Source organism: Stenotrophomonas sp. GD03794, assembly GCF_029842145.1.
Classification (GTDB): Bacteria; Pseudomonadota; Gammaproteobacteria; order Xanthomonadales; family Xanthomonadaceae; genus Stenotrophomonas; species Stenotrophomonas riyadhensis.
Genome location: NZ_JAOCFV010000014.1, coordinates 17,798 through 43,256 on the forward strand (window position 1 = coordinate 17,798; position 25,459 = coordinate 43,256).

The 25,459-nt window shown below is 61.7% G+C and carries 30 protein-coding genes and 1 pseudogene; 17 read left to right on the plus strand and 14 right to left on the minus strand.

All coding sequences use genetic code 11. The features are described 5' to 3' along the window. Nucleotides 1-25: 25 nt before the first annotated feature. From N5D91_RS09860 to N5D91_RS09880, 5 genes and pseudogenes are all read right to left on the minus strand, one after another. Nucleotides 26-218, minus strand: a pseudogene (locus N5D91_RS09860) (hypothetical protein); the annotation flags it as partial. A 127-nt stretch (nucleotides 219-345) separates the two neighbouring features. Next, nucleotides 346-708, minus strand: coding sequence for a hypothetical protein (locus tag N5D91_RS09865; protein WP_180854874.1), 363 nt, complete (start codon nucleotides 706-708; stop codon nucleotides 346-348). A gap of 100 nt (nucleotides 709-808) precedes the next feature. Then, a complete protein-coding gene (locus tag N5D91_RS09870; RefSeq protein ID WP_180854873.1) occupies nucleotides 809-1,177 on the minus strand; it encodes a hypothetical protein in 369 nt (122 codons plus the stop codon). A gap of 451 nt (nucleotides 1,178-1,628) precedes the next feature. Continuing rightward, entirely contained in the window at nucleotides 1,629-2,054 is a 426-nt protein-coding gene (locus N5D91_RS09875; protein WP_180854872.1) for an energy transducer TonB, read from the minus strand. A 46-nt stretch (nucleotides 2,055-2,100) separates the two neighbouring features. Beyond that, on the minus strand, nucleotides 2,101-2,226 hold the full coding sequence (locus tag N5D91_RS09880) for a hypothetical protein (protein WP_258011582.1): 126 nt from the start codon (nucleotides 2,224-2,226) through the stop codon (nucleotides 2,101-2,103). Nucleotides 2,227-2,904: 678 nt separating this feature from the next. Between N5D91_RS09880 and N5D91_RS09885 the strand changes: the two genes are divergently transcribed. From N5D91_RS09885 to N5D91_RS09905, 5 genes are all read left to right on the plus strand, one after another. Next, the gene (locus N5D91_RS09885) at nucleotides 2,905-3,951 is read left to right on the plus strand and encodes a WYL domain-containing protein (RefSeq protein WP_180854871.1); all 1,047 of its coding nucleotides are present in this window, start codon (nucleotides 2,905-2,907) and stop codon (nucleotides 3,949-3,951) included. Nucleotides 3,952-4,009: 58 nt separating this feature from the next. Then, nucleotides 4,010-5,110, plus strand: coding sequence for a chemotaxis protein (locus N5D91_RS09890; RefSeq protein WP_180854870.1), 1,101 nt, complete (start codon nucleotides 4,010-4,012; stop codon nucleotides 5,108-5,110). 63 nt (nucleotides 5,111-5,173) lie between these two features. Next, nucleotides 5,174-6,829 carry a hypothetical protein gene (locus tag N5D91_RS09895; RefSeq protein WP_219635120.1) on the plus strand — a complete coding sequence of 552 codons (1,656 nt, stop codon included), beginning with the start codon at nucleotides 5,174-5,176 and terminating at the stop codon, nucleotides 6,827-6,829. Between the two features lie 702 nt (nucleotides 6,830-7,531). Continuing rightward, nucleotides 7,532-8,542 carry a hypothetical protein gene (locus N5D91_RS09900; protein WP_219635115.1) on the plus strand — a complete coding sequence of 337 codons (1,011 nt, stop codon included), beginning with the start codon at nucleotides 7,532-7,534 and terminating at the stop codon, nucleotides 8,540-8,542. A gap of 69 nt (nucleotides 8,543-8,611) precedes the next feature. After that, nucleotides 8,612-8,860, plus strand: coding sequence for a hypothetical protein (locus tag N5D91_RS09905; RefSeq protein ID WP_180854869.1), 249 nt, complete (start codon nucleotides 8,612-8,614; stop codon nucleotides 8,858-8,860). A gap of 326 nt (nucleotides 8,861-9,186) precedes the next feature. Here N5D91_RS09905 and N5D91_RS09910 read toward each other — a convergent pair whose 3' ends face one another. Then, nucleotides 9,187-9,402: a hypothetical protein gene (locus N5D91_RS09910; RefSeq protein ID WP_180854868.1), complete on the minus strand. Its 216-nt coding sequence runs from the start codon at nucleotides 9,400-9,402 to the stop codon at nucleotides 9,187-9,189. A gap of 79 nt (nucleotides 9,403-9,481) precedes the next feature. Beyond that, entirely contained in the window at nucleotides 9,482-9,610 is a 129-nt protein-coding gene (locus N5D91_RS09915; protein WP_180854867.1) for a hypothetical protein, read from the minus strand. A 366-nt stretch (nucleotides 9,611-9,976) separates the two neighbouring features. Here N5D91_RS09915 and N5D91_RS09920 point away from each other — a divergent pair, with 366 nt between their 5' ends. The 6 genes from N5D91_RS09920 to N5D91_RS09945 are packed head-to-tail and all read left to right on the plus strand — an operon-like array spanning nucleotide 9,977 to nucleotide 13,845. After that, nucleotides 9,977-10,204, plus strand: a complete 228-nt coding sequence (locus tag N5D91_RS09920; RefSeq protein WP_180854866.1) for a PAAR domain-containing protein — start codon at nucleotides 9,977-9,979, stop codon at nucleotides 10,202-10,204. Between the two features lie 2 nt (nucleotides 10,205-10,206). Next, complete coding sequence (locus tag N5D91_RS09925) at nucleotides 10,207-10,647, plus strand: DUF4123 domain-containing protein (protein ID WP_180854865.1); 441 nt, start codon at nucleotides 10,207-10,209, stop codon at nucleotides 10,645-10,647. Next, nucleotides 10,637-10,990 (plus strand): hypothetical protein, encoded by a 354-nt coding sequence (locus N5D91_RS09930; RefSeq protein ID WP_258011581.1) that lies wholly within the window; start codon nucleotides 10,637-10,639, stop codon nucleotides 10,988-10,990. The genes N5D91_RS09925 and N5D91_RS09930 overlap by 11 nt, the downstream gene beginning before the upstream one ends. A gap of 2 nt (nucleotides 10,991-10,992) precedes the next feature. Then, nucleotides 10,993-11,712, plus strand: a complete 720-nt coding sequence (locus tag N5D91_RS09935; RefSeq protein WP_180854864.1) for a Tox-REase-5 domain-containing protein — start codon at nucleotides 10,993-10,995, stop codon at nucleotides 11,710-11,712. Further along, entirely contained in the window at nucleotides 11,709-12,410 is a 702-nt protein-coding gene (locus N5D91_RS09940; RefSeq protein WP_180854863.1) for an Imm52 family immunity protein, read from the plus strand. The genes N5D91_RS09935 and N5D91_RS09940 overlap by 4 nt, the downstream gene beginning before the upstream one ends. Before the next feature lie 10 nt (nucleotides 12,411-12,420). Then, nucleotides 12,421-13,845 (plus strand): GAD-like domain-containing protein, encoded by a 1,425-nt coding sequence (locus N5D91_RS09945; protein WP_180854862.1) that lies wholly within the window; start codon nucleotides 12,421-12,423, stop codon nucleotides 13,843-13,845. Between the two features lie 230 nt (nucleotides 13,846-14,075). Here N5D91_RS09945 and N5D91_RS09950 read toward each other — a convergent pair whose 3' ends face one another. After that, nucleotides 14,076-15,707, minus strand: coding sequence for a hypothetical protein (locus tag N5D91_RS09950; protein WP_180854861.1), 1,632 nt, complete (start codon nucleotides 15,705-15,707; stop codon nucleotides 14,076-14,078). Nucleotides 15,708-16,043: 336 nt separating this feature from the next. Here N5D91_RS09950 and N5D91_RS09955 point away from each other — a divergent pair, with 336 nt between their 5' ends. Beyond that, nucleotides 16,044-17,189, plus strand: coding sequence for a YncE family protein (locus tag N5D91_RS09955; RefSeq protein ID WP_180854860.1), 1,146 nt, complete (start codon nucleotides 16,044-16,046; stop codon nucleotides 17,187-17,189). A gap of 78 nt (nucleotides 17,190-17,267) precedes the next feature. On the opposite strand, the gene N5D91_RS09960 is transcribed toward N5D91_RS09955, so the two are convergent. Together N5D91_RS09960 and N5D91_RS09965 are read right to left on the minus strand one after the other, a co-directional pair. Further along, nucleotides 17,268-18,521, minus strand: a complete 1,254-nt coding sequence (locus tag N5D91_RS09960; protein WP_279907115.1) for a hypothetical protein — start codon at nucleotides 18,519-18,521, stop codon at nucleotides 17,268-17,270. Between the two features lie 390 nt (nucleotides 18,522-18,911). Next, nucleotides 18,912-19,391 carry a DUF4440 domain-containing protein gene (locus N5D91_RS09965; RefSeq protein ID WP_164161749.1) on the minus strand — a complete coding sequence of 160 codons (480 nt, stop codon included), beginning with the start codon at nucleotides 19,389-19,391 and terminating at the stop codon, nucleotides 18,912-18,914. Nucleotides 19,392-19,611: 220 nt separating this feature from the next. On the opposite strand from N5D91_RS09965, the gene N5D91_RS09970 reads away from it, so the two are divergent. Together N5D91_RS09970 and N5D91_RS09975 are read left to right on the plus strand one after the other, a co-directional pair. After that, nucleotides 19,612-20,424: an alpha/beta hydrolase gene (locus N5D91_RS09970; protein WP_180854858.1), complete on the plus strand. Its 813-nt coding sequence runs from the start codon at nucleotides 19,612-19,614 to the stop codon at nucleotides 20,422-20,424. Nucleotides 20,425-20,464: 40 nt separating this feature from the next. Beyond that, nucleotides 20,465-20,608, plus strand: a complete 144-nt coding sequence (locus tag N5D91_RS09975; protein ID WP_162621973.1) for a hypothetical protein — start codon at nucleotides 20,465-20,467, stop codon at nucleotides 20,606-20,608. A gap of 122 nt (nucleotides 20,609-20,730) precedes the next feature. Here the strand turns inward: N5D91_RS09975 and N5D91_RS09980 are convergent, their stop codons facing one another. After that, complete coding sequence (locus tag N5D91_RS09980) at nucleotides 20,731-21,411, minus strand: hypothetical protein (RefSeq protein ID WP_110710894.1); 681 nt, start codon at nucleotides 21,409-21,411, stop codon at nucleotides 20,731-20,733. Between the two features lie 132 nt (nucleotides 21,412-21,543). Here N5D91_RS09980 and N5D91_RS09985 point away from each other — a divergent pair, with 132 nt between their 5' ends. Next, nucleotides 21,544-22,203, plus strand: a complete 660-nt coding sequence (locus N5D91_RS09985) for a hypothetical protein (RefSeq protein WP_180847735.1) — start codon at nucleotides 21,544-21,546, stop codon at nucleotides 22,201-22,203. Nucleotides 22,204-22,309: 106 nt separating this feature from the next. Further along, nucleotides 22,310-23,278 (plus strand): polysaccharide deacetylase family protein, encoded by a 969-nt coding sequence (locus N5D91_RS09990; protein WP_180854857.1) that lies wholly within the window; start codon nucleotides 22,310-22,312, stop codon nucleotides 23,276-23,278. Between the two features lie 3 nt (nucleotides 23,279-23,281). On the opposite strand, the gene N5D91_RS09995 is transcribed toward N5D91_RS09990, so the two are convergent. The 3 genes from N5D91_RS09995 to N5D91_RS10005 all read right to left on the minus strand — a co-directional run bounded on the left by N5D91_RS09995 (nucleotide 23,282) and on the right by N5D91_RS10005 (nucleotide 25,058). Next, nucleotides 23,282-24,124, minus strand: coding sequence for an MnmC family methyltransferase (locus N5D91_RS09995; RefSeq protein WP_180854856.1), 843 nt, complete (start codon nucleotides 24,122-24,124; stop codon nucleotides 23,282-23,284). 64 nt (nucleotides 24,125-24,188) lie between these two features. Next, nucleotides 24,189-24,569, minus strand: coding sequence for a hypothetical protein (locus N5D91_RS10000; protein WP_180854855.1), 381 nt, complete (start codon nucleotides 24,567-24,569; stop codon nucleotides 24,189-24,191). Between the two features lie 69 nt (nucleotides 24,570-24,638). After that, entirely contained in the window at nucleotides 24,639-25,058 is a 420-nt protein-coding gene (locus N5D91_RS10005) for a hypothetical protein (protein ID WP_180854854.1), read from the minus strand. Between the two features lie 90 nt (nucleotides 25,059-25,148). Here N5D91_RS10005 and N5D91_RS10010 point away from each other — a divergent pair, with 90 nt between their 5' ends. Then, entirely contained in the window at nucleotides 25,149-25,439 is a 291-nt protein-coding gene (locus N5D91_RS10010; RefSeq protein ID WP_180854853.1) for a hypothetical protein, read from the plus strand. Nucleotides 25,440-25,459 lie beyond the last annotated feature (20 nt).

Genomic DNA, 25,459 nt, shown 5'->3' on the forward strand with positions numbered 1-25,459 from the left:
ATCGAGGGGATGCCGTGGCAGGGGTCTACCGCTGCCCCTGCACCCGCTCGCTGGCCATCACCGTCAGCGAAAGTACCGCCATCAGTAGCCCCTCCATCTGCCGGTCGCCCAGACCCTGTTCTGGCGCGCCGTTCTGCCGCGTGAGCTCCTTAGCCAAGTGCATTTCGGCTGGGGCGCGTAGGGGAGGCTAAGGTGCAATTGGCGTCAGCCAACTGCATGCGGACGACGAGAGTGTGCAGCACGAGATTAAGGTGCAGGGCACAGTGGTGGCGGCTAGTCGCATCATAATGCGGGCCTTGCAGAGGTGGTCCAGAGTGGTCTCCCATTCCGCTGTACTCACATTCGTTATGCGCGCGCTCGCTCCGCCACAAACCGCCCACTCCAATGCGATAGCAGCGGCACAACGCAGGGAACATCAATTTCCCTATCCGCGTACAGCACAATAACAAGCTGCTCCAACGAGTTATCCACCAGCATCACGGGTATGCCGTCACAGCTGACCTCGAAGTATCGGTCTCCCGCGTAGCGCGCGTGCTGTACCAGGCCCTCGCGCACCAGTCGAACGGCTTCCTCGCGCATGAAAGCAAATTCAGCGTCGGACACCTTCCGAAACGTCCGCAGCTCCAAGCCTCCCTTGGGTACGTGCCGGCTGGCGATCGTGGCAGACAGCGCCGCCAGCAGCACAGCGACATAGATCACAGGCTTCATTGGACGCTCTGCAGATAGGGGATGGACCAGAAGGCGAACGGTCCGCCGATAGCGAGTGGGTGAACAGTAGCCAGGCGACAGATAACCAGGCCCAACTGCGCTACTCCCGCACCTGCAACCGCTCAGCCACCTGCGCAGTCAACGCCACACACGCCATCTTCAACCCTTCCATCACACGATCCCCCACGTACTCCTCGGGTGCACCATTCTGCCGCGTGCGCTCCGCAGCCAGCATCAGCTCCGCCACCACGCGCAGACCGGCCAGTGCACAGTCCGCATCCGCCAGCTGAAGGCAGCGCCCAGGCAGTTGATGCCGTTCCGGCCAAGGCTGGCCGTCTGCAGCCACACCGCTGCCAATGCGGCGCAGTGTGGCGACGAAGGTCTTGGGATCGGGGGACGGTTCGCGCTCGGCGTCGGGGTTGTCCGGATCGTACTGCGCGTGCAGGGAACGGAAGTCCGATGTGTTCATGGCAATGCTCCGTACAGGACAGATAGCAGCGCCACCAATAAAGGTGGCGGACGGTGCGGGCTCGAAAACCGGTAAATGCCAGACCGGCGGGCCCGAAGGCCCCCACGCACCGCCCGCCATGGAACGCGAACGGATTGCCAGCCGGCGTCACCCCAAGGTGACGCCGACTGACAAGCGTATACAGCTGGCATAAACACGGGTTTTCGAGTCCCGCGCCACCCTTTTCCGGTGGCACGCCAAGAGATACCCGCGCAGCTGCCAAATGCCAAGAAACTGCAGAACCGACGATTGTCAGTCCTGACGCTTTCGGCATTGTCGCACACGGTGTTAAGCCGGCAAGCGATTGCGCCGCAACGCTCTTGAAGAGCTTGGCGCTATTGGCCCCAAGCGCATGAGCACCCGCAGCCAGCGCGATGGCCCAGGGTCAATCGCGACAGATTGGGCCAGCGGTTCAGCCGGGCGGCGCCTCGGCCGTGGGCGCGAAGGTCAGGCGGACCCGTACCCGCGCATACCGCGCGACACCCTCAACCACGACCGGATCAAAGCGCCACTGGTCCACTGCGGTAAGGGCCGCACGATCAAGCTCCCGCAGTCCGCTGGACCGCGCCACCATCACGTTGGAAACGTGGCCCAGCTCATCCAATTGGGCAACCAGCAGCACCGCCATGGGAGCCTGCAGGAAGGTATCGGGCGGCGTGGCGAGGGTCGTTGAATACACAAGGGCGGGCGCCTGCTGCAGCTTGAAGGTGGGGTTGTCACCGGCCTCTACGAACACTTCAGTGGAAACCTGCGGGTCTGCCGCCGTGGCCATGGCAGGTGAGGAGCCCAGCAGCATTAGAATGAGGTTCAGTGCCAGGGCGGTGTTCAAACGGGGCATACGTGGTTTCCATTCCGGTGCGCTGCCAGCATAGCGGCTGCACGGTTCACATCGGCACGCCCGGCCGTGGCCACAGCGCATCGTCGCGCTCCAGATCGTAGTCGCTGCCGAACGCCAATGCCGCCTCGCGCGGCGGCAGGTCTGCGTTGCAGCCCAGCAGGTACTCATCCATGCTGGCGTTTCAGTGGTCCGCAGCCACAGACATTGCGTGTGCCTTATCAGCGAAGTCGCCCTGGCCATTGCCGATGAGGTGGATCGACAGCAGAAGTACCAGCGAGTGCGGTGCCGAACGCAGATTGCCGCGAAATTCTTAACGAGTCGTCGAAGGCGCCCGGATGTAGAGAGCTGTCGTAAATGCCCGGATCTCGGCTTCAGATTGTCAGCGCAATTTCCATTAGGAATTTAGCGGCGCCGCGCAGAGGATCTTTAGGCTTGTTTCTGGTCTCCATGAGTTGCATAAATTCCTATGGAAATCAGGGCCATCCTGTCGTTCCAATGTCGTAGACTCTGCAAAAATGGATTGGCCCACAGGGGGGCTGAAGATGAAAGGGAATTCTCTCGTGGCGGCAGGGATACTGTCGCACGGCCCAGGCGCGCCTTGCGCCGCCAATCTTTCCATGGTTTTTGAGCCGCCTCAACTTCGGTGCACCAAGCCGATGGCCTTGCCCACGGCTGCGCGGTAACGGGCAACGACGCCTGTACCCAAGCACGCGCCACGCGCTCAACACCGATCATTTGAATCTCAGTCGTACTGATCAGTATGAGGCGACACGGATTGTCGCGTGCTCCCCGCAGTCTGTTCCCACACTTTGAGGGGGGCGACGACTTAGGTCGGGCCCAGCAAGGAACCATGAGTCAACGCTCAAACAAGGACCCACTCGCCAGGAATCTTGTCCTGTTGCGCCTGATCCCGCGCTATCCGCGCAGCATCTCCACAGTTGAACTGCGTGATGCGCTGTGGGCGGAGGGGTTTGATATTAACTTGCGCTCGTTGCAGCGCGATCTCTCGGGAAAACTGAGCACGCTCTTCCAGCTGGTATGCAGCTCAGAAGACAGTGACGAGACTGTGCGTCGCTTGCGTCCATATCGATGGTCATTTGCTGTAGACGCCCAGACGACGGTCCCCTCCATCAGTCCGGCGGCGGCGTTGGCGATGACCATGGCGGAGGAGCACCTTCGCCATATCCTACCGCCTACCGTTCTCGATCTGCTGGATCCGCATTTCAACGAGTCCCGTGCTTTGCTGCAGGCGATGGACCACAACGGCCTTTCGCAGTGGTCTCGGCGTGTTCGGGTAGTCCCTCCCGTGAAGCCGCTTCTACCCGCTTCGGTTGTGCCGGAGATCTGGGACCGCGTTGCTACCGGTCTACTCGCCGGTCGCGTACTTCAGGTTCGGTATCTCAGCCGCGCAAAGGAGACGCCGGTAGAACTGTTGCTTCATCCCGCGGGACTGGCATCGCGCGGAGCGACGACTTATCTGATTGCCCGCGTCGGCGACTTTGATGATTTTCGCCACTATGCCTTGCATCGCATCCTGGACATCTCTGTACAGGAGGAGGAGGCCGACGATCGTGGCTTCGATATGCCGAGCTATCTACAGTCGGCCGCGTTCAGTCCCCGCAACAGCATCGGAACCACAGAGCTGCATGCCGAAGTGCATCCGCATCTAGCCTGGGCCCTGGCCGAAACGCCACTTGCCACCGGGCAGCAGCTGCAAGCCATCGAAGGAAGAGACTGGCAAAGGCTGCGGGTCCAGGTGCCTGATGACCAAGAGATGATCACTTGGATTCTGGCCCAGGCCGAGCGCATCCGTGTAATCGAGCCGGACTCCCTCCGTCGGAGCATCGCCACCCGCGTGCAAAGCGCTGCTGCGGCCTACTTGCTGACCGACGCCTGATTCACACCCCCAACGCTGTTCATACCCGAAACCACCACCACTGCCAGGAAACACGGACATGCCCCTCCCTATCATCATCGGTCTCGGCGCTGCGGCGGCCCTCTCGGTTGGCGCCAAGAAGGCTTACGACGGCTATAAGAAGCACAGTGAATCAGACGATATCGCCGACGCCGCGCGCTCGCGTTACCAGGTTCGCCGTGAGCAGTTCGATCGCCACGAGGCTAAGGCACTTGACTCACTCGATGCGCTCGGACAATTGGAACTGAGTATCGGAAAGGACTTCGAGCGTTTCTCATTGCTGTCGGCAGCATTGCTGCAGCAGCTCAACCAGAGTCGTGATCTGAAGCTCGAGGTCAAGCTGCCGCGCCACACGTTGCAGAAGATCGAAGCCTATGCGTACTCCGCGGTGGGTGTGCTGGGGAGTATTGCCGGCGCGGGTGCTGGTGGTGTCGCCGCTGGCTTCGCCGTGTATGGCGGCGTGATGACGTTTGCTGCGGCATCCACGGGTACTGCAATCTCCAGCCTGGCGGGTGTTGCGGCGACGAACGCGACGCTGGCGGCTATCGGTGGGGGCTCGCTGGCTGCTGGTGGGCTGGGTATCGCAGGCGGGACGGCCATCCTGGGGGCTGCAGTGGCCGCCCCCATCTTTGCGATTGCGGGTTGGGCCTACGACAGTCACGGCGACAAGGCGCTGAAGAATGCCAAACAGTCCAGCATTGAGGTCGACAAGGCTGTTTCCAAGATGGAAAAGGCAGGCGTTTCTCTTGCGAGCACCGCGCTGTCCGCGCGCAAGGTCAAGGCCGCGCTGGAAGAGATCCGTGTCAGCTTCGAGCGCTACCTCGATACCCTGGAGGGCATGGACAGTCTCGTCAGCGGTCTGAGCCGTCTGGATCGAAACGTCGATGAAGAGCTTTCGAAGTTCGAGGACGAAATCATGCTGGCCATCGGGAATGGCTACGCGTTGGCGGCGATCCTCACCGACATCATTTCTACCCCGCTGTTCAAGGTCAAGATGAAGGATGGCGATGTGGTGGTAAGCACCGATGGCGTGCCGCAGATGGAGACTGACGCAGATGGATCGATGATCCTCAACAAGGACGGCATTGACGCGGCATTGGCTGAAGGTCGCAACAGCGCAATGCGGTTCAACGCCCAGTAAGTATTCAGTGGCGGGTGCGTGTCATCCGCCACCTTCATCAGATCTCCCAATTTGGACTATCCCATGACCTCATCGTATGCAGATCACGATTTCGACTGGATGCCCCAGTTGGAGAAGACCGTCGTGAACAGCCTGGCAACCAGCTTTGGCCTCGACTTCCTGTTGCTGCAGGATAAACAGGGTGGGGATGTGGATACCATCCACAATGTTCGCCAGGGGCACTACGTGGCGGATGGTGACAGCGGTGCCGCCAATACCGAGAGACGGCGGTATGAAGACCAGGAGAAGTACGACGCCACGGCTTATCACACCCATGCGAACTATAGGGAACAGGGCAGGGCCGACAAAGCGAGTCACCAGACAGGCACGCTCAGTGACCCCTATCGTGGGAAGACCATGGGCGCGGAGGACAAGCGTGCCTTGGATCATGTCATCGCGGCCAAGGAGGTTCATAACGATCCCGGGCGCGTGCTGGCGGAGCTGGATGGCGTAGAGCTTGCCAACCGATCCAGCAACCTGCAGTCAACGCACCAGACCATCAACTCATCCAAAGGCGCCAAGCCGATCGATGCGTATCTGGCCGACGTCTCCAGAACTATCAAGGAGAATGAGCGGAAGATCGCGGCGTGGAAGCGGGAGCTGGATGCGTTGCCGCGCGACACCCCGGAACAGCAGCACCACGCAAGAACCCTGGAGGCTGGTATTGCCAAGGTTGAGAAGCGCAATGACACGCTGAAGGACATTGACCAGGAGGGAATGCGTCAGCGTGATGCTGAAGCGCGCGATGCCTATGAGCGGGAGGTCAATGTCGCTTACTACACCGGTAGCAAGTTCCTTAAGAATACTGCGTATGCGTCCGCGAACGTCGGGTTGCGTATGGGGTTGCGCCAGGTCCTGGGGTTGATTGCAAGTGAGGTTTGGTTTGAGTTGCGAGCCAAACTTCCGTCAGCCCTGAAAGGCTTGAAGAGGCGCTTCACGTTTGAGCGATTTCTTCATAGGGTCAGTGCGCTGCTCAGTGGCATCTGGCGCAGAGTCCAGCGCCGATTCCGCGACTTGCTTGCAGAATTTGGAGATTCCTTCCTTGGCGGCGTTGCGGCCAGCATAACTACGACGGTCTTCAACATCTTCGCAAGGTCGGCCAAGAATACCGCCAAGATCGTCCGCGAAATGTGGGGATCGTTGGTGAAGTCGATCAAGATCATGTGCCTCAATCCTGGCAGGTTGAACGACATCGATCAGAAGCGGGCAGCACTAGAAGCACTCACTGTGGGCGCAGGAGCGATAGCGGCCTCACTGGTTCTGAGCCAGCTGGCAGCGCTTTCTGCGACCCCAGTCATCGGCGGACCGCTGGTTTCGTTCCTGGCCGCGCTGGTGAGTGGCGTGGTGACGTTGGGCTTGACCTGGTCACTTCTGCATAGCCCTTTGGCTGCCAAGATCTGGGACTTCATGGCGCGCAGCGCACATGTCCAGACCCTGGCGGACTTCATTGAGATCAATCGGCGACTTGATACCTACCTGATGGAACTGGCAGCCATTGAACTGAATGTTGATCCGTGCGCGATGGTTGAGTTTGCACAGGACCTGACGGCCTGCAATGCCGAGTTTGAGCGCTCGTTGGTGCTGGCGATTGAGATCGAGCGACGTGGCATTGAATTGCCATACGAGGTTGGCAACGTATCTGGCACGCGCGCGTGGCTTTCTGGACTGGCCAGGGCGTGAACGCGCCGTTTCCGTGCAGCGGCTGCGGACTTTGTTGCCAGCAGGTCCATGTGGCTGAACAGACGCGCTACTTGGACCGAGGGGATGGGGTATGCCGCCACTACTGCGAAGAGCAGCGGCGCTGTGGCATATACGAAGATCGGCCCGACATTTGTCGGGTCGATCTTCAATTCCAGAGGCACTATGCGGCAACAGTGTCTTGGGATGCCTTCGTTGAGATCAACGTACAGGCATGCCGCTTTTTGCAGGCACAGCCTTCGCCTAGGTCTGATCAGCGCAGTTCCTGATCGTGACCCACCCCCGAAGAACCGGGCCAGCGTAAATTGGAGACTTCGTCCCGCATGGGCCCCCTCGGATCACGAGGATTCAGGCGATGAAGAGGAGCGCCCCACAGTGCACTGGCATGGAAAACCCCTGCGGAATTCGCCCGAGAACACGGGTCCCAAGCGAATTCCCTGGTGTCAAAAGAGGGCGAATCTCTACCGGCTGATGGCCGTGCTATTGGCTGTGGGGCAGTCTGGAGGCATGACCTATCGGCACGACCTCACTAATCTTTAGATTGAGAATGGGCGGCGCTGAGAGATTCAATGTTCCTCTTGCGGGGTCAGTTCGCCTGAGTTGCCGTGAAGGCGTCACTGCTATGATCTTCCCAGGACGCTGGCGCTGACAGATGGCCTGAAGGAAACCGTTAAATGACAGGGGATGTTGATGTTCATCATGCTTGAACGGCGTGCAGAGATCGCGCGCGCCCAGGAATTGCTTGAACTGACGCTGGAACAACAATGTGACGGTAACGTGGTTCGTGATATCGGTTATCCCGGTGGTCGACGCCCGGGCGAAACGATCAAGACCTTCGGCAAGTACTGGTATTGGCCCGGCGCGCTGAAGGCGGGCTCCACCACGACCCCGCGCCGGTTGAACTGGTTTGGTCTCTATTCTGACAATGATGGTGTCAGCATCACCGTCGAGGTCAATGTCGTAGAAGAAGGCCGCAATGACCGAGTAGGCGGATTCTTCGCCCGCGATTCGGACACTGGCCGGATCTACCTCTTTCACTCTGCGCGGATCGGCGGTGGCCGGACAGGTGTGGGCAAAGAAGCATTTCTTGCCTGGAGCAACGAACCCCTGCGCCAAGTGATGGACTCGGAGGGCGCCTATCGTGAGGGCGTGCTGATGGGGCCGGTGGAGGGTAAGGGTGCTGCGCGCACGTTGCTGCGCTACGTAAGCATAGTTGCAGCGTTCAAGGATGCTGTACGCGAAGGCGAAGTGGACTCACCCGAGTTCCAGCGCCGATTGGCGCAATTGCGGGAGTACTACGCCGAGCCCACGGGTCCCCGTTCCGGCCATCGCGGCCGCGTGCTGGATTACATATCGCGGCACGGCGAGGTGGTCGATGCACTGAGCACGTGGCTTCAGGAAGCGGGCCTCAAGCGAGGGCGACGGCTGGTGAAGAACGTGCTGATCGACCTGGGTGTCGCCAAGGGCGATCAACTTGAGGACGTCTTTGAGGTAAAAACTTCGACCGATCGGTCGAGTGTCTATGCTGGAATCGGGCAGTTGATGGTGCACGGCGTGCGAGCCGGTCGCCGTGTGCTCGTCCTGCCGGAAGAAGGAGTATTGCCGGCTGGTATTGAGGAAGCGCTGGAAGAGCTTGGAATAGAGCTGCTGCGTTTTCGCCTTACACCCAATGACGTCGTGCTACCCATGGCGTAAGCCACCAAGCAGCTACGGGCGCGGGTTAGCCAGGGGTAGCGTGATACTTGAACACTTCAGGTGGGGATCATGGACTGGGGTTACAAAGAGCTGGGAAAAGCGTGGCGCAAGATCAGCGACGCATCTGGCGCAGGCGAGACCACGAAAGCCTGTGCATCGTTTGCGGGCGATCTGTTGTGGAATGCCGGGCGGTATGTGGTGACCGAAGGGCCTGGCGTCATGGCCAAAGCGGTAGAGAAGCAACTGAATGAGAACAAGGATCTGACGCCCGAGAGGCGTGAGCAGATGCAGGGATTTGTGGACAAATACAAGAAGTAGGCTGCCATTATTGCGGCCCGCAACGAGTGTTGGATGACCGAACCAAACCCAAGCGGTGGGGCGTGATGGGCAAGTATCAGGTTATCTTTGATGTACGAAAGGGCAGCAACTCGACGGGCGTTAATCCTGTCGTCGAGGCAGATTCGGACTACATGGCGACAAGGCTTGCCGAGGCAAAGCTGCGCAGGTCCTGACCCAGCTATTCCGCGTCATCCCCAAGGCGAATGTAGGAGAGTTCTGGGCCGATCCCATTGATGTCTCGGAACCCCAGCGACGACAGCCCCGCCACAGCACCGAAACGCGAAACGTGCCGATTGGGACGCGGCTTAGCTCTGCAGCGCCAGTGCAGGCATCGGCCACAGGAACGGCGTGCGGGGCAGATCGTAGTCGTTGCCAAAGGCCATCGCCGCCTCACGCGGTTGCAGATTCGCGTAGCAGTTGAGCAGGTACTCATCCATGCCTGCATCGCTGTGGCCGACGGCAAATAGGCCCAGAAGGGCCTCGTCAAAGTCCTCCAGCCACTCGGCGTCGATCTTGGCCATGGTTATCCTCCTCGGGGCAAGGGGGGCGTGGCGGTATCTCACGGACTGGAACGGGGCGAGCTGCGGGCAAAGACCAGGCTCACGCGGCCCCCGATCGGCATGGCGTGGCCACCTGAGGGGAGGCGAACCGCCATTGCCCCACCGCCGCAAGCGCGGCGCGGTCGAGATCGCGCAGGCGACTGGGGATGGCGATGGGGACGATCTGCACGTTCCCGAGTGGTGACGCTTACGGCATTGTTTCACGCTGTGCATTGCCCGAATGCTCTGCTGTGAGATGGTGCCGGGTGTCGTTGAGTTGCTGCCCCAAAGCATCTGACGAGGAACAGCCAACAAAGCCCTGTAATTCCGACCACGACAGCCCCGCTGCAGCGCCGAAATGGAAAACGGGTCGATTGCGACATGGTTTGAATTCTCCGCGATAGATCCAGTCCAACGTTTCCAGTCTTGGGTTGGAGATCGCAGTTCATCTTTCACTACAGGGCGCTAGACGCATCATGTGATAGCGTGAAATCCAATGCGCAGCGAGACCACAATGCTGAAGTCATTGACAGTCATGCAGAGTTGACTAGCAAGAATGTTCATCGCTTTAGGTCACAGGAACACTGGTGGCGGAACGGTCATCACGGGATCACCCGATACAGACATTGATGGAATGCAAGTCGCCCGAATAGGTGATAAAGCCGTGTGCCCGCTGCACAAGGGTGTTTTCCCCAGAGTCACGGGTGATGGCACGCTGATTGTCGACGGTCAGGCAGTGCATTGTCAGGTTGGAAAGAGCGCCGCGGCATATCTGGAGCAATAACCATGTATACCTATCTCATCGTTGACTGTGCCGTTAGGCCAGATGCCGCTCGCACGTTGCGCTTCTATGCCCAGGATCTCCTGCACCGTTCCTTGTTCCATGGCCAACCGGAGGCCAAGCACGCTGATGTAGGCCCATGGCTGGTCAAGCTGGACGGAGTAACAACACTGGATGGGTGGCTTAACGCCCTGGAGGGGACTGGGGATTGTGTGCCGTGTGTTAGCCATCTGAAGAGCAACTGTGATTTTGAAACAGTCTTCGCGCACCTTCAGTCGTTCCTGGACTTGCATCTATCCGATGGCTCGCGTGCGCTATTTCGCTTTTGGGATCCCAGGGTGTTCACGCGCTTGCAGTGCGTTCTGACCCGCGAACAGCTCCAGGGTCTCATGGCGCCATTTTCCGAATGGTGCACCGCCAAAGGAATACTGAAGAATGCCTATTGAGCTGACCGCAGAGCAGGAAGCCCTGCTGCGCTTGCCAGAGCCTGAATCGTTTACCGGACGCATTGCTGCGGAACTCCGACGCGACATGCCTGAAGATATCCGCCATACGTCGGATCAGCAGTTGTCGAGTGCGGTGCGCGAGTCGTATGACTTTGCGACCTACGAATTGCATATTACTCGCGTGCCGACTCTGGTGCGGTGGGTGCGAGCAGACACGACCCACAATGGATTGTTGCGGCGAGAACCCGCCGTGGTCCTGAAGATGAAGGTTGCTGCCAACCCCAATCTAACAGCGGAGGATCTGTTGTCGATCTTCCGTGCACAGACAAATTGGAGAAACTGACGATGGCCAGTGCGCTGCCAATTGGAGGGCGAGCTATCGGCGAAGTCATTCGGCGTTCTGCGTCGTTGGAGCGGTTGCGGCGTGCCATTGGTGTCATACCAATTGAGCAAGCAAAGGAGGGGGATTGCACAAACCAAAGCAGCTCAACCGAATGCAATCAGTGCAAGCTGGATCAAGGTGTGTTGGTGCCTGCCGTGCCGCGTCGAGCGGTTCGCCGCGAGAACAAGGTCAATTGGGACTACCAGTTACAGATCGCCAACATGAATGCTGGGCCCGAAAGGTTCAGCTATTGTGACAAGAACACTGGCTTGCCGATCACTGATTTCGACACATCCCTTGCCGGGCGAGCATGGTCCGCACTCAAGGGCGAATCTCAACCAGACGCCGAGCAATTGAACCTCTTGGAATGGCTGTATGGCGGCGTCTACTTCGATGGCTTCTGGAGGGCCCAATGTACCGTGGTGGATGCGAAGGGCCGTTACGCGCAATTCCTCTCCCGGGACGACGGGGCGCCCAAGCTGGGGTTCCCAAGTCGATTCGTATTCCCGGGCATGATTGAGGAGGCTGGTCGGCAGATTGCGGTCATCAACACCGCTTCGCCGCAAGGAAAGCTGCAATGGCATTTCATGGAGATAGAGGTCTATAGATGGGCCTCATCCAGCATTCCGCCACCCGTTGTCTGTGTCCACACCCCATACATTCAGCAGGTTGTCCACGCATGATATTCGCGATCCTTCGTTTCGACATCGGTCAGCGAGTCGAGACCGACTTTCGTGGCGCCTACCGTCAACTGTTGGCAACGCTACGGCGCATCCCTGGTAACAACGAATGGTTCTGCGGGGAGAACACACCTAAGCAGAAGCTCATTCCCTTTGAGGATGAGGACGCCGTTGTGGAGAGGTTGCGGGAACGCGCCGATCGAATGGGGTCAACGTCATTCAGTGCGTCCGTGGTCAACGACAACGGAACCAAGCGGCGGCCAGGGCTGATCGAAATAGACTACATCCCGGCAATGGGGTACATGACGGTCTCCCTGTATCGGCCAGATCAGTTGCACGCCAACCCGAGCCGTTTGGTTGCAGAGACCTTGCTTTCATTGCTTGAGGGAGAGCCGGGAACCACGTTTGCCTTTGCTGACATCTACGACAAGGTGGATGGTGAATTTCAGTTCTATAAGACCAAGTACGCTACCTTCCCGCATCGGCAGTGCGTGGGCTGGATGGCGTACGTACGCCAGGCGGTCAGTCGACAGCAGCTCCCTCTGGCCGCAGACGTGCTGCCCGCTCCAGGCGGCTCCATCGTGGTGTCCATTGATCAGGCATTTGATCTGTCGAACAAGGAACACATCCAACGCGCCAACGAAGTCGAAATGGAAATGAACGACCTGGGCCTGCTTGCCGTCACAGATCCAACGTTCTAGGGGTGCTTGCGTGGTCTTTCTTCGCCGACTTACCCTACATCGCTTCGTAAAAGCGCACCCTCCATCACGACAGGTTTCGCCGGCTCCCCGTGAGCTTGTTTCTGCCTATGAGGGTGTTGTTCCTGCCAGCCTTCTCGAACTGTGGCGTCGAAAAGGTCTCGGATTTTATGGCGACCTTCAACTTGCCCTGATCGATCCCCGGCCATGGCAACCCGTGCTCGATCGGTGGATCGTCTCGCCGCCCGACACCGTACGGCGCGTTCCCATCGCGCTTACGCCTTTCGGCACACTTCTTTACTACCGAAAGCTGACGGAATCTGACGAGGATGTGGTCTACATCGATCCCGTGTCAAAAAGGACGGGTGACCTGGCGTGGAGTCTCGATGACTTCTTCAACGAGCTCCTGTGTGAGCAGGAAGCGCTCGAATCGCTCATTTCACCAGCGTTGGTTCGCACCGCAAGAGAAGAGTGCGAAGCACTGGCCCCCGGCGAAGTCTACGAAGTCGATCAGATGCTGCTTTCCATGCAGATGCTACGGATCGCAAGGGTCGATGGGCTCGACATGCATCGCCGCCTTCGCGATGCCGTTGATCCGCCCAAGCCGAAGGCCGGCAAGCCGACGACAGTAGCCCACGCGCTGCCGGTCGGACATCTGTCCATGTTCGAGGGTATTGCAACAGGCCCGGGACTCGCTGGTCTGTATCTGTCCTCTTACATCGACTGGCATCGGCTGCTGGCGCTATTGCCGAGCGGACAGTACCGTCTGCTCTTCTGGCGTATTCTTCACGAGACGTTCGAGCGAACGGAGATACGTGTTTACAGCGGCTGCTACGAAATCTCCGGTAACTCCGCGGGAGATGACATCGTTTCGCTGGACGTCACCCTGCGCAGCTATTCGCTAGGCAGTGACGCCAATGATGATGAACTGGTGGCGATGCATGCAGATGAAACGACCTTCCTGCTGCGTACCAATGAGTTGGAGGACATGGCAACCGCCATCGGCGGTCGCGACGTGATGGGGCGAAGTGAACACTATTTCCGTCGCGTTACGCTGGACGACCCATTCGTAGAAGAGCCTAGCGATGGCCGCGCAGCATCATCATTCACGAATTTGCCACATGCGCTACGAGCTTTGATACATGTCGCCCCCCTTCTGGCGACCATTACTCATGTCGGCGATCCAGACCCCGACGAAGAGTGTGAAGGCGAAGGCACCGTCATGTGCACGCTCAATCTAGGCGAGGATGACGGGTTGCGCATGAACATGCCGCTCTATTCGCCTGGCAATGCCAGTCGTCAGCTCAAGGGATGGGTTTGGGACATGGCACCGCGTGCTTGCAAGGCCGGCATCACATATCGGCGCGGGGACGATGGTGTCATTGAATGTGGGCCTATGGTCGGAGACGTGTTGACGACCCGGGCTCCGGATAGGTGATCCGTGCGACTGAACATTCACTTCGCGGCTTGATCACTACATGTTTTAGAAAGCCGAAAGACTTTTCACTTAGCGCCAAAGACATCAGGAGAAGGTCACTGCGGTACACGCTTTCGAAGCTCGGCGGCATTGAAAAGCGCAGGTGAGCGGGTAGTTCTTGGAGTCGCAGGCTTTAACGTAGTACCGCATCAAAGAAGAATGCCCCCGAGGTAAACCTTGGGGGCATCTCGTCAAACAGGTACGACCGGCTGCTGTGCCTGCGGCAATTCCGGTGGCCGTCCGCCGTGGCTCATCGCCTCGCGCACCTGATGTTCCTGCTGATAGAACTGCCCGGCGCGCTCCTGTGCATCACGGGTGTAGTCCTGCAGCACATCGAACAATGCCTGCGATTCGTTGGGCAGCAGGTCCAGCGCGGTCACGTGCCGTCGGCCGCCACGTGCGAACGCCACTGAAGTGACCTCGGCCACGCATACGGCCACGCGCAGCGGCCCGAAGCGCACCGCGCCTTCGGCCAGCGTGCCATTACCGGCGTACGCGTTGCCCGCCACGCGCTTGGCGCGGTGGAAGGTGCCGCGATAGCTCACGCGGTACACGGTCGACTGGAAGTCCACGCGGTTCCACAGCTTGTGGGCAGACGCCAGCGCGAACTGCGCCGAAGAAATGAGGCCCAGGGCGATCAGGCCCATCATTGCCGCGCCGCTGCTGCGTGCGTAGACGAAGGCGAACACCACGCCGGCCAGGCCCAGCACCAGCCCGAACAGGCCCAGCGCCAGCAGTGGGCGCTGCGTGTCAGAGTTCCACGCGGCCGCAAAGGCATCACCCAGCCGCGACGTGCTCCGCTCGGCGCGTACCACCGGCTCGGTTTCCAGCAGCAGGTGGCCATCGTAGGCGTCGTCGCTGACGTTGTGATACTCGGCGTGGTACTCGCTGGGGTAGGGCATGCGCGTCTTCAGGCGCTCCAGCAGGCCACCGGTCAGATCGGGCATCTGCAGATCCTCACGCACGATGTGGCGCGCGGCAGAGGCGCTGTAGCTGCCGGTCTGTGCGATGAGCGAAACGGTGAACAACGCACTGGCAATCAGCGCGCTGCCCAGCACGGCAATCGTTGGTAGCACCACGGTACTGACCGCGAACGGTGGAGCGGGCACCTGCACTGGCGACAACGTAATCGCCAGCGGACCAGCAATGGAGAGCAGCAGCAGGACAACCATGGCGCCCCAGCGCGGGGGCGGCACGGCGTCAGGTGCGGCTTCCATCGCGCCGCGACGGATGGCTTCCAGCGTGGCGAACGGCTTCAGCAGCACCACTGCAAGTGCGAAGTAGAGGCCTGCCATCCATGCAAATGCGGCGGGCTGGGCGAATACCCAGGCCAGCGTGAAACTGATCAACACCGCGGCCAGGTAGACCGCGCGGCGCAGCTGCACTTCAGCATGCCAGCGGATGGCCGACGGTGCATGGATCAGATGCGGAACGAGGCCGTACAGCATGGACAACAGCGGATCATCCGGGCGCTGGCGCACCGTGATGCCGTCGTTGATCAGCCCCACCAGATGATTGCTGACCGAAACGCCATCCGGCGCGGCGATCTTGCCCGCTTCGCCGGGCATGACGGTGAAGCGGAAGTAGCGCATCGCCACACCCACATGCACGCCGCCCAGCAGCAACAGCGTCAGGCCGGTGGCTGCGCGGCCTACCAGGCCCAGGCCCATGGCGCGCGCCTGTTCGGCGTTGCTGACACCGAGCAGCAGCACCAGGCCCAGCACCAGTGCGAACAACCCCAGGGTGAGATGAAGGGTATTGGGCAGCCGCATCGGGTTGACGGTGGCGGACTGGGACGGCGGTGTGCTGTATTCAGTGCTCATCGGATTCTCGAACGGACGCTTGAACGGCATTAGCGGCCGCGCCGGGAGGATCTTGAGCGGTGAAAGGCGAGATGAAGCGCCGTTGTGGAAGGCGAGCAACGCCAATCGTCCGCAATCGTTCTGCTCAATTCGCGACTTCAACGCACGAGGCTGGGGAGGGCTATGCCCTCACGTCGAACGCCTGCCACGCGTGCGCAGACGCACGCCACGCCCCCCCACCTGCTACCATTCCCCCGCTACCCCAGCCAGCCTTTCCGTGCGCACACGCCGGAACGGCCGTCTCCGTACGGCCCAGCGAGCCAGGACACCCTCCCGTGCCCTTTCAAGGATGCTCGCATGTTCCGTCATTCCGCTCTCCGCTCGGCCGCCCTGGCCCTTGCCGTCTCGCTCAGCCTTGGCGTGCCGTCCGCGTTCGCCGATAACGCCCCCGCCGCCAGTGCCACTACCGCCGTGCAGCGCCAGGCCGTGGCCAAGGGCCTGTACGAACTGGCCTACAGCCCGAAACAGAACGCCGTGTTTGTGGCCTCGTCCGGTGGCTTCGGCGATGACGCCGGCCCGGCCCAGGTGCTGCGCCTGAACCCGGCCACGCTGGCCGTGGAAACCCGTATCCCGCTGGAGCGCAAGGCCTTTGGCGTGGTGCTCGACGACGCCCACAACCGCCTGTACGTGGGCAACACCGTGGATCTGTCGGTGACCGTGGTCGACACCGCGCAGAACAAGGCCATCGGCACCATCCAGCTGATGGAGAAGAAGACCGGCAAGGACGGCAAGGCCGCCTACACCCATGACCTGCGCGAGCTGGTGGTCGACAGCGCCGGCAACCGCCTGTACGTGACCGGCCACAGCAGCCAGCCGGACGTGAGCAGCGTGCTGTTCGTGATCGATACCACCACGCTGAAAGTGATCAACACCATCGACGGCTTGGGCAATGCGAAGGCACCTGGCCTGGCGTTGGATGCGGCCAACAAGCGCGTCTATACCAGCAACCTGCTGGCCGACCTGGTGGTGGTGGGCACCGATTCGAACAAGGTAGTGGCACAGCACAAGATCGCCGCCGAGCAGCCGATGAACATCGCGCTGGACCCGGCCAGCAAGCGCCTGTTCGTGACCGACCAGGGCTCGGAATTCCTGCGTGGCTACCAGGCCAAGAGCAGCGGCCTGGTCAGCAAGCATCCGGGCCAGCGCGTGCTGGTGCTCGATCGCAGCACTGGCAAGGAACTGGCCAGCATCCCGACCGACGCTGGCCCGCTGGGCATCCTGCTGGATGCACCGCGCAAGCGCCTGTACGTGACCAACCGCGAAGCGGGCACGGTGACGGCGTACAACAGTGACAGCTACCAGAAGGTGGCCACCTACACGGTGCCGACCCACCCGAACAGCCTGGCGCTGGATGCGAAGAACAATGTGTTGTTCGTGAGCATCAAGAACGGCGAGAAGGATGACAAGGGCGCTGACGAGAGCGTGGCGCGGATTCAGTTGTAAGCGCCCTGCTGACAGCTGGCGCGATCCGCCAGGTAGCGAGCACCGGTAATCCGGTGCTCGCCTTGCACAACGGATTTGCTACTTGGGCCTGGTGCCCTGAACAGATGCTGCTTCGCTGGAGAGTGCGCACTGTATCGTAGGTGGCTCCCGCTTGAAGTCCGCATCCTTCTCGTCGCGAGGCGTGCTAAACCATCCTCGGATCTCCGCAGTGGGAATCGCCACGGACGGAGAGGGCTTTTGAGGCCTCCACTCCAAATCGGTGATCAGCACGTGGTTACCTAACCGAGTGAGGATCTGGACATTCTTCAGGCACAGAAGATTCCCCGATTCACCCGCCACAGATCCACACTTCTTTGCAACGCCGGAAAGGCGCGCAAGGTCGCAGCCTAGAGGTGTCACCAGAACATCCTGGCCCTTCAGCATGCCGAGCCGGAACTTTGCAGCCGCCAAGTCGCTGATGGCGAACGCGGCGCCAGTGAAGAAAACGATATAGAAGCCCATGGCAACCAGCGCTGTAGCGCGCACGACAACTCCGCTGCTCTGTAGCGCATAGGTCATGACATGGAGTGCCGGAAGCGCCAGCAGCAAGACGAGATTCGCGGTGCTTTGGTTGCTGTCGACGCCGCGCAGGAGCGCCCATCCAACCATCAGGATGATTGGAATCACGAGCCCATACAGCGAAACGCACAGCCAGAAGTACTTCGCCCAGCGATTGCGGCGGCGCTCCTTTCGAGCGCTGAAGGTTGCTGGTGCGCTATTTGACATGCCGAAGCAGAGGCCAATGCCTGAGGCAAGCAACGTAAGGCCAGCGGCAATGGTGCTCCAGTTCTGCGGCAGATCGACCCTCCAAAGCACCCACCAGACTGCTGCCGCGACTAAGAATCCCCCATAGGCCATCAGCAGAGTCGGCAGCATGGCCTTTGCGACGAAGTTCGGGGTGTGTGACTTCGCGAATGGCCGTTGGCAGTGAGTGCATGGGGGGCGGGGCGATCTGCGGCGTCGTGCTCTCAGGCGACTTGAGGGTGCTTTAGGGATGAATTCCGCCGTGGACCATGCAACAAAGCATAGGGCAGGCCCCATGACCACGAGTAGAAAAAACACCAGTGCAACGAACGAGAAGAAGGCGGTTGCGGACGCGACCAGGCCCACATCGGCTACCGTGATTTGAGGCAGATAGCCAATTCTCCAGAAGTGGACGACCACGCCGATGACGCCTGCGGCAGCGAAGAGCCATTTCTGTTCGCTGACGAATCTGAGCGAGGACTTCACCAGCGTGATGAAATCAACTCTGTCACCGGTGGAGCCAGGCTGGGTGGTGGCGGGTTCTGACATGTGCGCTCCTTGCGTGGATACCGATTCTCTCGTTGTTGAACGAGTATTCCTCTAGAAGAGTAGCGGCCTGCTTGATGCAGTCTTGAGGTGGATATGATCGGAAAAACAGTCGCATGCATCTGTAGTAGCACGCCTATGACTATCAGACTGACGCGTCGGGCGTACGTGCACGTGCGACGAATAGCTGATTGGAACCATATCGAGATCTAGCTCCAACTCATATCGCATTCGGCTCAGCTCTTGAGAGCACGTACTACAGGCCAGTGCCCAATGATGCGTAGTTGAGCAAGCTCGTCTAGGACTACTTGCAAAAAAAAACCCTTTCCGCCTTGCATCCCTCCACCGAACTGCAGCCGAGCGTGGGCTCGGCTCTACACGACGCTGCGCCGCTCAATCCGCCGGCCGATGGTCGTAGCTGATCACCCGCTCCACCTGCCACTGCCCATCCACCCGCCGCCAGACCTGGATGAAGCGGGCCTGGCCGGTCCAATGCTCCACACCCTTCGCATCGCGCTCGTGGAAGCGGTGGTCGCCGATCTCCAGCGCCCGCTCGTCGTGCAGCGGAAACACCTGCAGTGAGCTTTCCACCAGCTCACGGCGCAGATGCGTGTGGTTGGCGCGGGTGCTTTCACACAGCGCGGCCACGCTGCGGCGGAAGTCGTCGCGGTTGCTGGCGGACTTGCCGGCCTTGTCGTGGAAGAACTCCATGTCGTCGGTGGTCATCGACGCGGCCTTGTCGGCGTCACAGGCATCGAACGCGGCAGCGAACAGCTGCATGTCCGCTTGGCGGATCTGCTCGCGCAACGTGTCGGGTGCGGTCGGGGCGGCAGCCAGGCCGGCGGCCAACAGGGGCAGGGTGAGCAGCAGCATGACGAATCTCCCGGAAGTGGTCCGCGCAGGCTGGCACGGCCCGCCGCGCCGTGTCGCCGTGCTGCGACGAAAACGGCGCTGGACGCGACGAAGCGGGGATTTGGCGGTGCGGTCCACCCTTCAGCCTGTGCACGCCATGTCATAGCGCGCCTCGATTCCCTCACGGGCACCATAGGGCCGGGGTCCTAGCCTGCAACCCTGCCCTTCCACAGGAGCCCCCATGCCCACTTCCCGCATCCGCCTGCACGTTGAAGACACCGGCGGCGATGGCCGCCCGGTGATTCTGATCCATGGCTGGCCGCTGTCGGCCGATGCCTGGAAACCGCAGGTGTCGATCCTGCGCGATGCCCAGCATCGGGTCATCAGCTACGACCGCCGTGGCTTCGGGCGTTCCGACAAGCCTGCCGACGGCTACGACTACGACACGCTGGCGGCGGACCTGGCCGCGCTGATCGAGGAGCGCGACCTGCGCGACGTGACCCTGGTCGGCTTCTCGATGGGCGGCGGTGAAGTGGCGCGCTACGTGGCCAACCACGGCCAGGACCGCCTGCACAGCGTGGTGTTCGCCGCCGCAGTTCCTCCCTGCCTGCTGCGTGGCGACGACAACCCGGAAGGTCCGCTGACCCAGGAAAAGGCCGATGAAATGCGCGGTGGCCTGGAGCAGGACCGAGAGGCCTTCTTCGATGGCTTCACCCGCGATTTCTTCAGCGCCGATGGCAAGTTGATGGTGACCGAAGACCAGCGCCAGGCGGCAATCGCGCTGTGCCACCAGTCCGACCAGACGGCTGCACTGGGCTGCATGCAGGCCTTCGCTACGACTGACTTCCGCGATGATCTGAAGATGATCACCGTGCCGACGCTGATCCTGCACGGCGACAGTGATGCCATCGTGCCGTTCGAAGGCTCGGGCCAGCGCACGCACCAGGCCATCGCGGGCAGCGAGGTCGTCATCCTGGAAGGTGCGCCACATGGCTGCAACACCAGCCATGCCGATCACTTCAATCTGGCATTGCTGAACTTCCTGAAGAAATAATCCTGCGGCCATGCGCGCACCCCGAACACCCCCCTGGAAAATGCCCAACCCCAAGGGCCAGAAATCGCAGCCGCTGTCGCCGGCGCAGAAAGACGCCGCACGGCAGCGGGCGGAGGAGAACGGCCGTCCGTACCCCAATCTGGTCGACAACATGTGGGCGGCGAAGCTGCCGCGTAAGTCCTGATCTATCGAGGCCGAGCGTGGGCCAGCGCTATCTGCAGAGTCGAGCCATGCTTGACTCCACCATGACGGCCATCCACGCGTGGCGTGAATCCACTGCAACCGCCGCCGAGCCTGGGCTCGGCTCTATCGTGCGGTCAGGGGCGTCCAGCCCGATTCCAGCCAAGGTGAGATCTGGCTCTGGCGAACGGTGATTGCCTCCCTCGGAACCCCCGCCAGGCGCGCGAGCTCCGCACGCAGCCGCTCGGCATCCACCGGCACGGCCGTGGCAATCTGCAGCCGATCAGCCTGGTGCCTCACCAGCACGGGCAGCGTGGCGCGTGCGGTGTGCTCGCCGCCGGTTCGCCCGATGGGGTAGCGCATGGCCACCGGCCGCGACAGCTGTGCGAGCACAGGCTGCCACGCCTGCAGCACGGCGGCCTGCGCGGTGGCGGGAACCTGTGCTTCCGCAATCGTGGACGGATAGCCGGAGATGCTCTCGACCATCACCTGGAAGCGTGCACCATCGGGTACGACGAGGGCAGCAGCAATCAATGCGCACAAAGCAATGATCGCTGCGGCGAAGTTCCAGCTGCGCGGGGCGGTTGCGGGCAGGGTTGCAGTACGCAGCCCTGGCTTGCGCCGCAGCTTGCGTTCGTAGATGCGTCGATCTTTCTTGCGTGGGCTGCTGCTGTGTTCCGGCAGATTCAAGGGGACGCGCGGAAGGCGGGCGACGCGGGCCTTGATCAGGCGCGACAGCAGCATCCAGGCGAGCACGAAGATCAGCAACGGGAACAGCGTTCGCACCAGCAGATACATCGTCACCATTCCATTGCTCCATCACATGCCTGTTCGTCCCTCAGGACATCCTACCGGGACGGACCAGAAGTTGTCGCATACGCCCGCCGACAATCCGGAAGCGCTTGGTTAGGATGGACCCTTGTTGTCATGGATGAACCGATGGCCTCTACTGCTTCACGTTTCTGCCGCATCTGTGGGCCCGGGCCCATCCTGCTGGTACTGCAGATACTGGTCGTGCTGGCGGTGGCGATGGCGGTCGGCTTCTTCCACTACAGGGTGGACCTGTTGCTGGAACCAGTGGGCGAGGCCTGTGGGGGCCCGGATCCGGTGGCACGCATGCAGGTGGCTGAGCAGTTGATGGCACGTTCCAATGCGCTGCAGGGCTGGTACCCGCTGCATCTGATTCCAGTGGTCGGCGTTGGGCTGGCATTGCTGGGGGCGATGGCGATCTGCGCCTATCGCCTGCGTCGCGCGTCGGGGCGCCTGCGGCAGGCCAGCTGGGGGCTGCTGGCATTGCATGGCCTGGCCCTGGCGTTGTCACTCAGGGCGCTGCACTTGTACGAGAGTGCCTGGCTGAGCGTGGCAACGCTGTCTCCGGCAGCATGCCTGGTGGATCTTGCCGCAGACGGCAGGATGCCACTGGCCCAGGCGCAGCACGTAGTGTTCGACATCCTCACCCGCGAGCACGCGCCGCTGCTGCGCAATCCCGATGATCTGGCGATGGTGCTGGCCGCGTTGCTGCTGGTGGCCATGGTGGCGGGAGTGATGCTGTGGCGGGCGATCGTGCGTGAGCGCCGGGCGGGATCATCGGCCCCATAGGGGGAATTGTGCTGTACGCGCACTGCATCGCCAGCTGGGCCCTGAGCCGGCTGCGCATCCGCAATCGCGCTACAGTTCACGCCTCGCCCCCTGCAAGGAAGTGCTGATGCGTTGGTTGCTGCGGACTGTGCCGTTGCTGCTGTGCTCGTTGGCGGTACACGCCGCCGAGGTGGACCGCCGGATTGCGGTGACCATCGATGACCTGCCGTGGGCGCGGGTGGACGAGATCGTGCCGCCGGACCTGCAGGCGCGCCATGAGGCACTGATGGCCCAGTTGCGGCAGGCGGGTGTACCGGTGGTGGGTTTCGTCAACGAGAACAAGCTGGAGATCGATGGGCAGGTGCAGCCGGCGCGGGTGCAGATGCTGCGCGACTGGCTGGACGCCGGCTATGTGCTGGGCAACCACACGTACTCGCACATGGATCTGAATGCCAAGGGCGTTGCGGCCTTCCAGCAGGATTTCCTGCGCGGCGAAACGGTGCTGCGGCCCTTGCTGGCCGAGCGCGGACTGAAGCCGCAGTGGATGCGCCATCCCTATCTGCGTGCTGGCCGCACGGCGGAAGAACGTGCGGAGATGGATGTGTTCTTCAAGGCACACGGCTACCGCGTGGCGCCGGTGACGGTCGACAACGGTGAGTGGGTGTGGGCGTTCGCCTATGCAAACGTGATGAACGAGCAGCCTGATTCGCCCGAGCGCGAAGCGACGCTGGCACAGCTGCGCAAGGGCTATGTGCCGTACATGCTGAACAAGCTGGATTACTACGAGAAGCAGTCGCAGGCGCTGCTGGGCTATGCGCTGCCACAGGTGTGGCTGATGCACGCCAATGAGCTCAACGCGGCCACGTTCGCCGAACTGGTGGCGGCGACCAAGCGCCGGGGCTATCGCTTCGTGTCACTGGACGAGGCGATGCATGACCCTGCCTATGCGCGTGGTGCCGAAGGCTACAGCGGCCGCTATGGCCCCAGCTGGCTGCACCGCTGGGCAATGGCGGAGAAGAAGCCCAAGGACTTCTACGCGGGTGAGCCGGTGGTGCCGGCGTGGGTGATGAAGCTGGCGAAGGTGGATTCGGAGTGAGGCTCAGCGCTTGACGGCCAGCACACCGTCAAGCGCCAGTTCTGCCTTGAAGCCGGCCTTTTCCAGACGCTTGGCCACTTCACGCGGCACATCGCGCCCGCTGGTCAGCTTGTTCGGCGCACCGGTGTAGTGGAACAGGCGACCGCCCTTGCGGATGACGCGGGCGAGGTGGTCGTAGAACACCTGGGAGTACAGTTCGCCGGCGATGCCGAAGCGCGGCGGGTCGTGCAGGATCGCGTCGACACTGTTGCTGGCCACCTGTTCGATCTGCTGCGAGACGTCACCGTGGCTGAACTGCAGGCGGCCACCGGCCGCAGCCGATTCCGGATCCGGCGACCACGGGTTGAGGGTGCGCAGCCACATCACGTCGGCGTTCTTCTCGAACGAGCGGATCTGGCCGACACCGGCCTCCAGCGCGCACGCGGCGAAGTAGCCCAGGCCGCCGCAGGTATCGAGGATGACCTTGCCGGCCGGGGCGACCAGCTCGACCTTGCGGCGCGCATCCTCGAACGGTGACAGCTTGGAGGTCGGCAGCATCTTGATGCCGTCGATCTCGAAGGTCGGTGCACCCCATTCGGTCGGCACCAGCTTGATCAACGAGCCGCTGTAGCGCGAGATCGGTGCGAAGTCCTCGCCGTCCCAGTAGTACAGCGTGCGGTCCTTCAGCTTGCCCGGCCACGGGTAGAGCTGGCCACGGAAGTGGAAGCCGTCGGCGTTCAGGGCCACGGTGTCCTGGCTCCGGCCCAGGTCGAGCGACCCCTGCCAGTCGGCAGCGCCCTTGTCATGGGCACGGCGCAGGGTGTCAGCGCTGTCGCGGGTCAGCAGGGGGCCGGTGTAATGGGGCACGGCGGGTACCGGGGCGGTTCGGGGGAGGGCATGGTACCGCAGCTGTTGTAGAGCCAAGCCGATGTCACAGTAGATCCACGCCATGCGTGGATGCAGGCAGGGAGGAGTCGAGCGGGGGCCCGACGCTACCGCTGGTGCAGCTGTAGCCGTGCGTGGCTCCTTCTCCAGCAATCATGCTGACCCCGCGTGAGGGCTGCATACCCTGCCGGGCGCACGATCGGCGATGGGCCTCCTGGGTTTCCGGTGGCTGTCGATCGAAGTCGTAGCGCATGCGGCCGTCCCCCTGCAGCAGCCAGTGCACGGTGACACGTTCCTTCGTGCCTTCGCCGAGGTCCCAGTCCAGGGTGCGCATTATCAGGATCTGGCCATCGGGCAGTTCCCGGACTTCGTCATAGGCGCCCAGGGTCTTTGTGGCGCTCACCGCAAGCAGCAGCAACAGCAGCATCCGCGTCGATCCTCAAAGAAGACAGGATGTGCCGACGCCGCTCCATGCAGCCATCAGAATCGTTGCGAATTACGGGCACTTCACCGCATATACCGGCCCAGCCCCGATCAGCATCAGCGCCATGTAGTCACTATCACTGGCCTTGCCCTTCAGTGTTGCGCCCTTGTTGAAGTGAAAGATGCCGAAGCCACCAGCCATGCGAATCAACGCGCTGTCGATCTGATCGGCATCATCGCGGAAGTAGCGGCTGATCTCGCTGCGGGTGGCCTTGTGCAGGGCGTTGGGCTCGCGCTGCCATTGGTCGCCGCGGCTGAAGGAAACGTAGTACTGGCCACCTTCCTTTTCGACACGGAAGTCGGCCGGTTTGCGCGCGCTGGTGGCGAAGCAGCCCTGCAATGGGTCGGCGGAGAAGGGAAGCCCGGCGTCACCGCTGCAGGCGGTGATCAGCAGCAGGAGGGCACCGGGCAGCAGCAGGCGGAGCGTGCGCATGGGATGTCCCTACGGGGCAGGTGCGGCTAGTGTAGGCACTACGCGGGCGTGGCCCGTACAGGAATTCGGCAAGAACACAGGGGTTTTCGGATGGCGCAGGGCAAGGCACCGTGGTGCGGCGTGGCCAGTTGGCTGGGGATCGCTGTGGGGTGGGGGGCAGGCACGTTGGCGGCACAGGCAGCGGTGGCTGCAGGCGGCAACGGTATGGCCGCAGGGCTGGGCGTGGGCGTGCTGGGCGCGGCGCTGGTGGGCGGAGGCCTGGCGGTGGCCTCGCGCGTGCGCGGCGAGCGCTGGCCGTGGATCGGCATCGGTGGTGCGGTGCTGAGTGCGCTGCCGCTGCTGATGTACCTGCTGCGGATGATGCTGAAGCTCCAGCGGTAGTGCAGGCCGCTGGCCGGCAC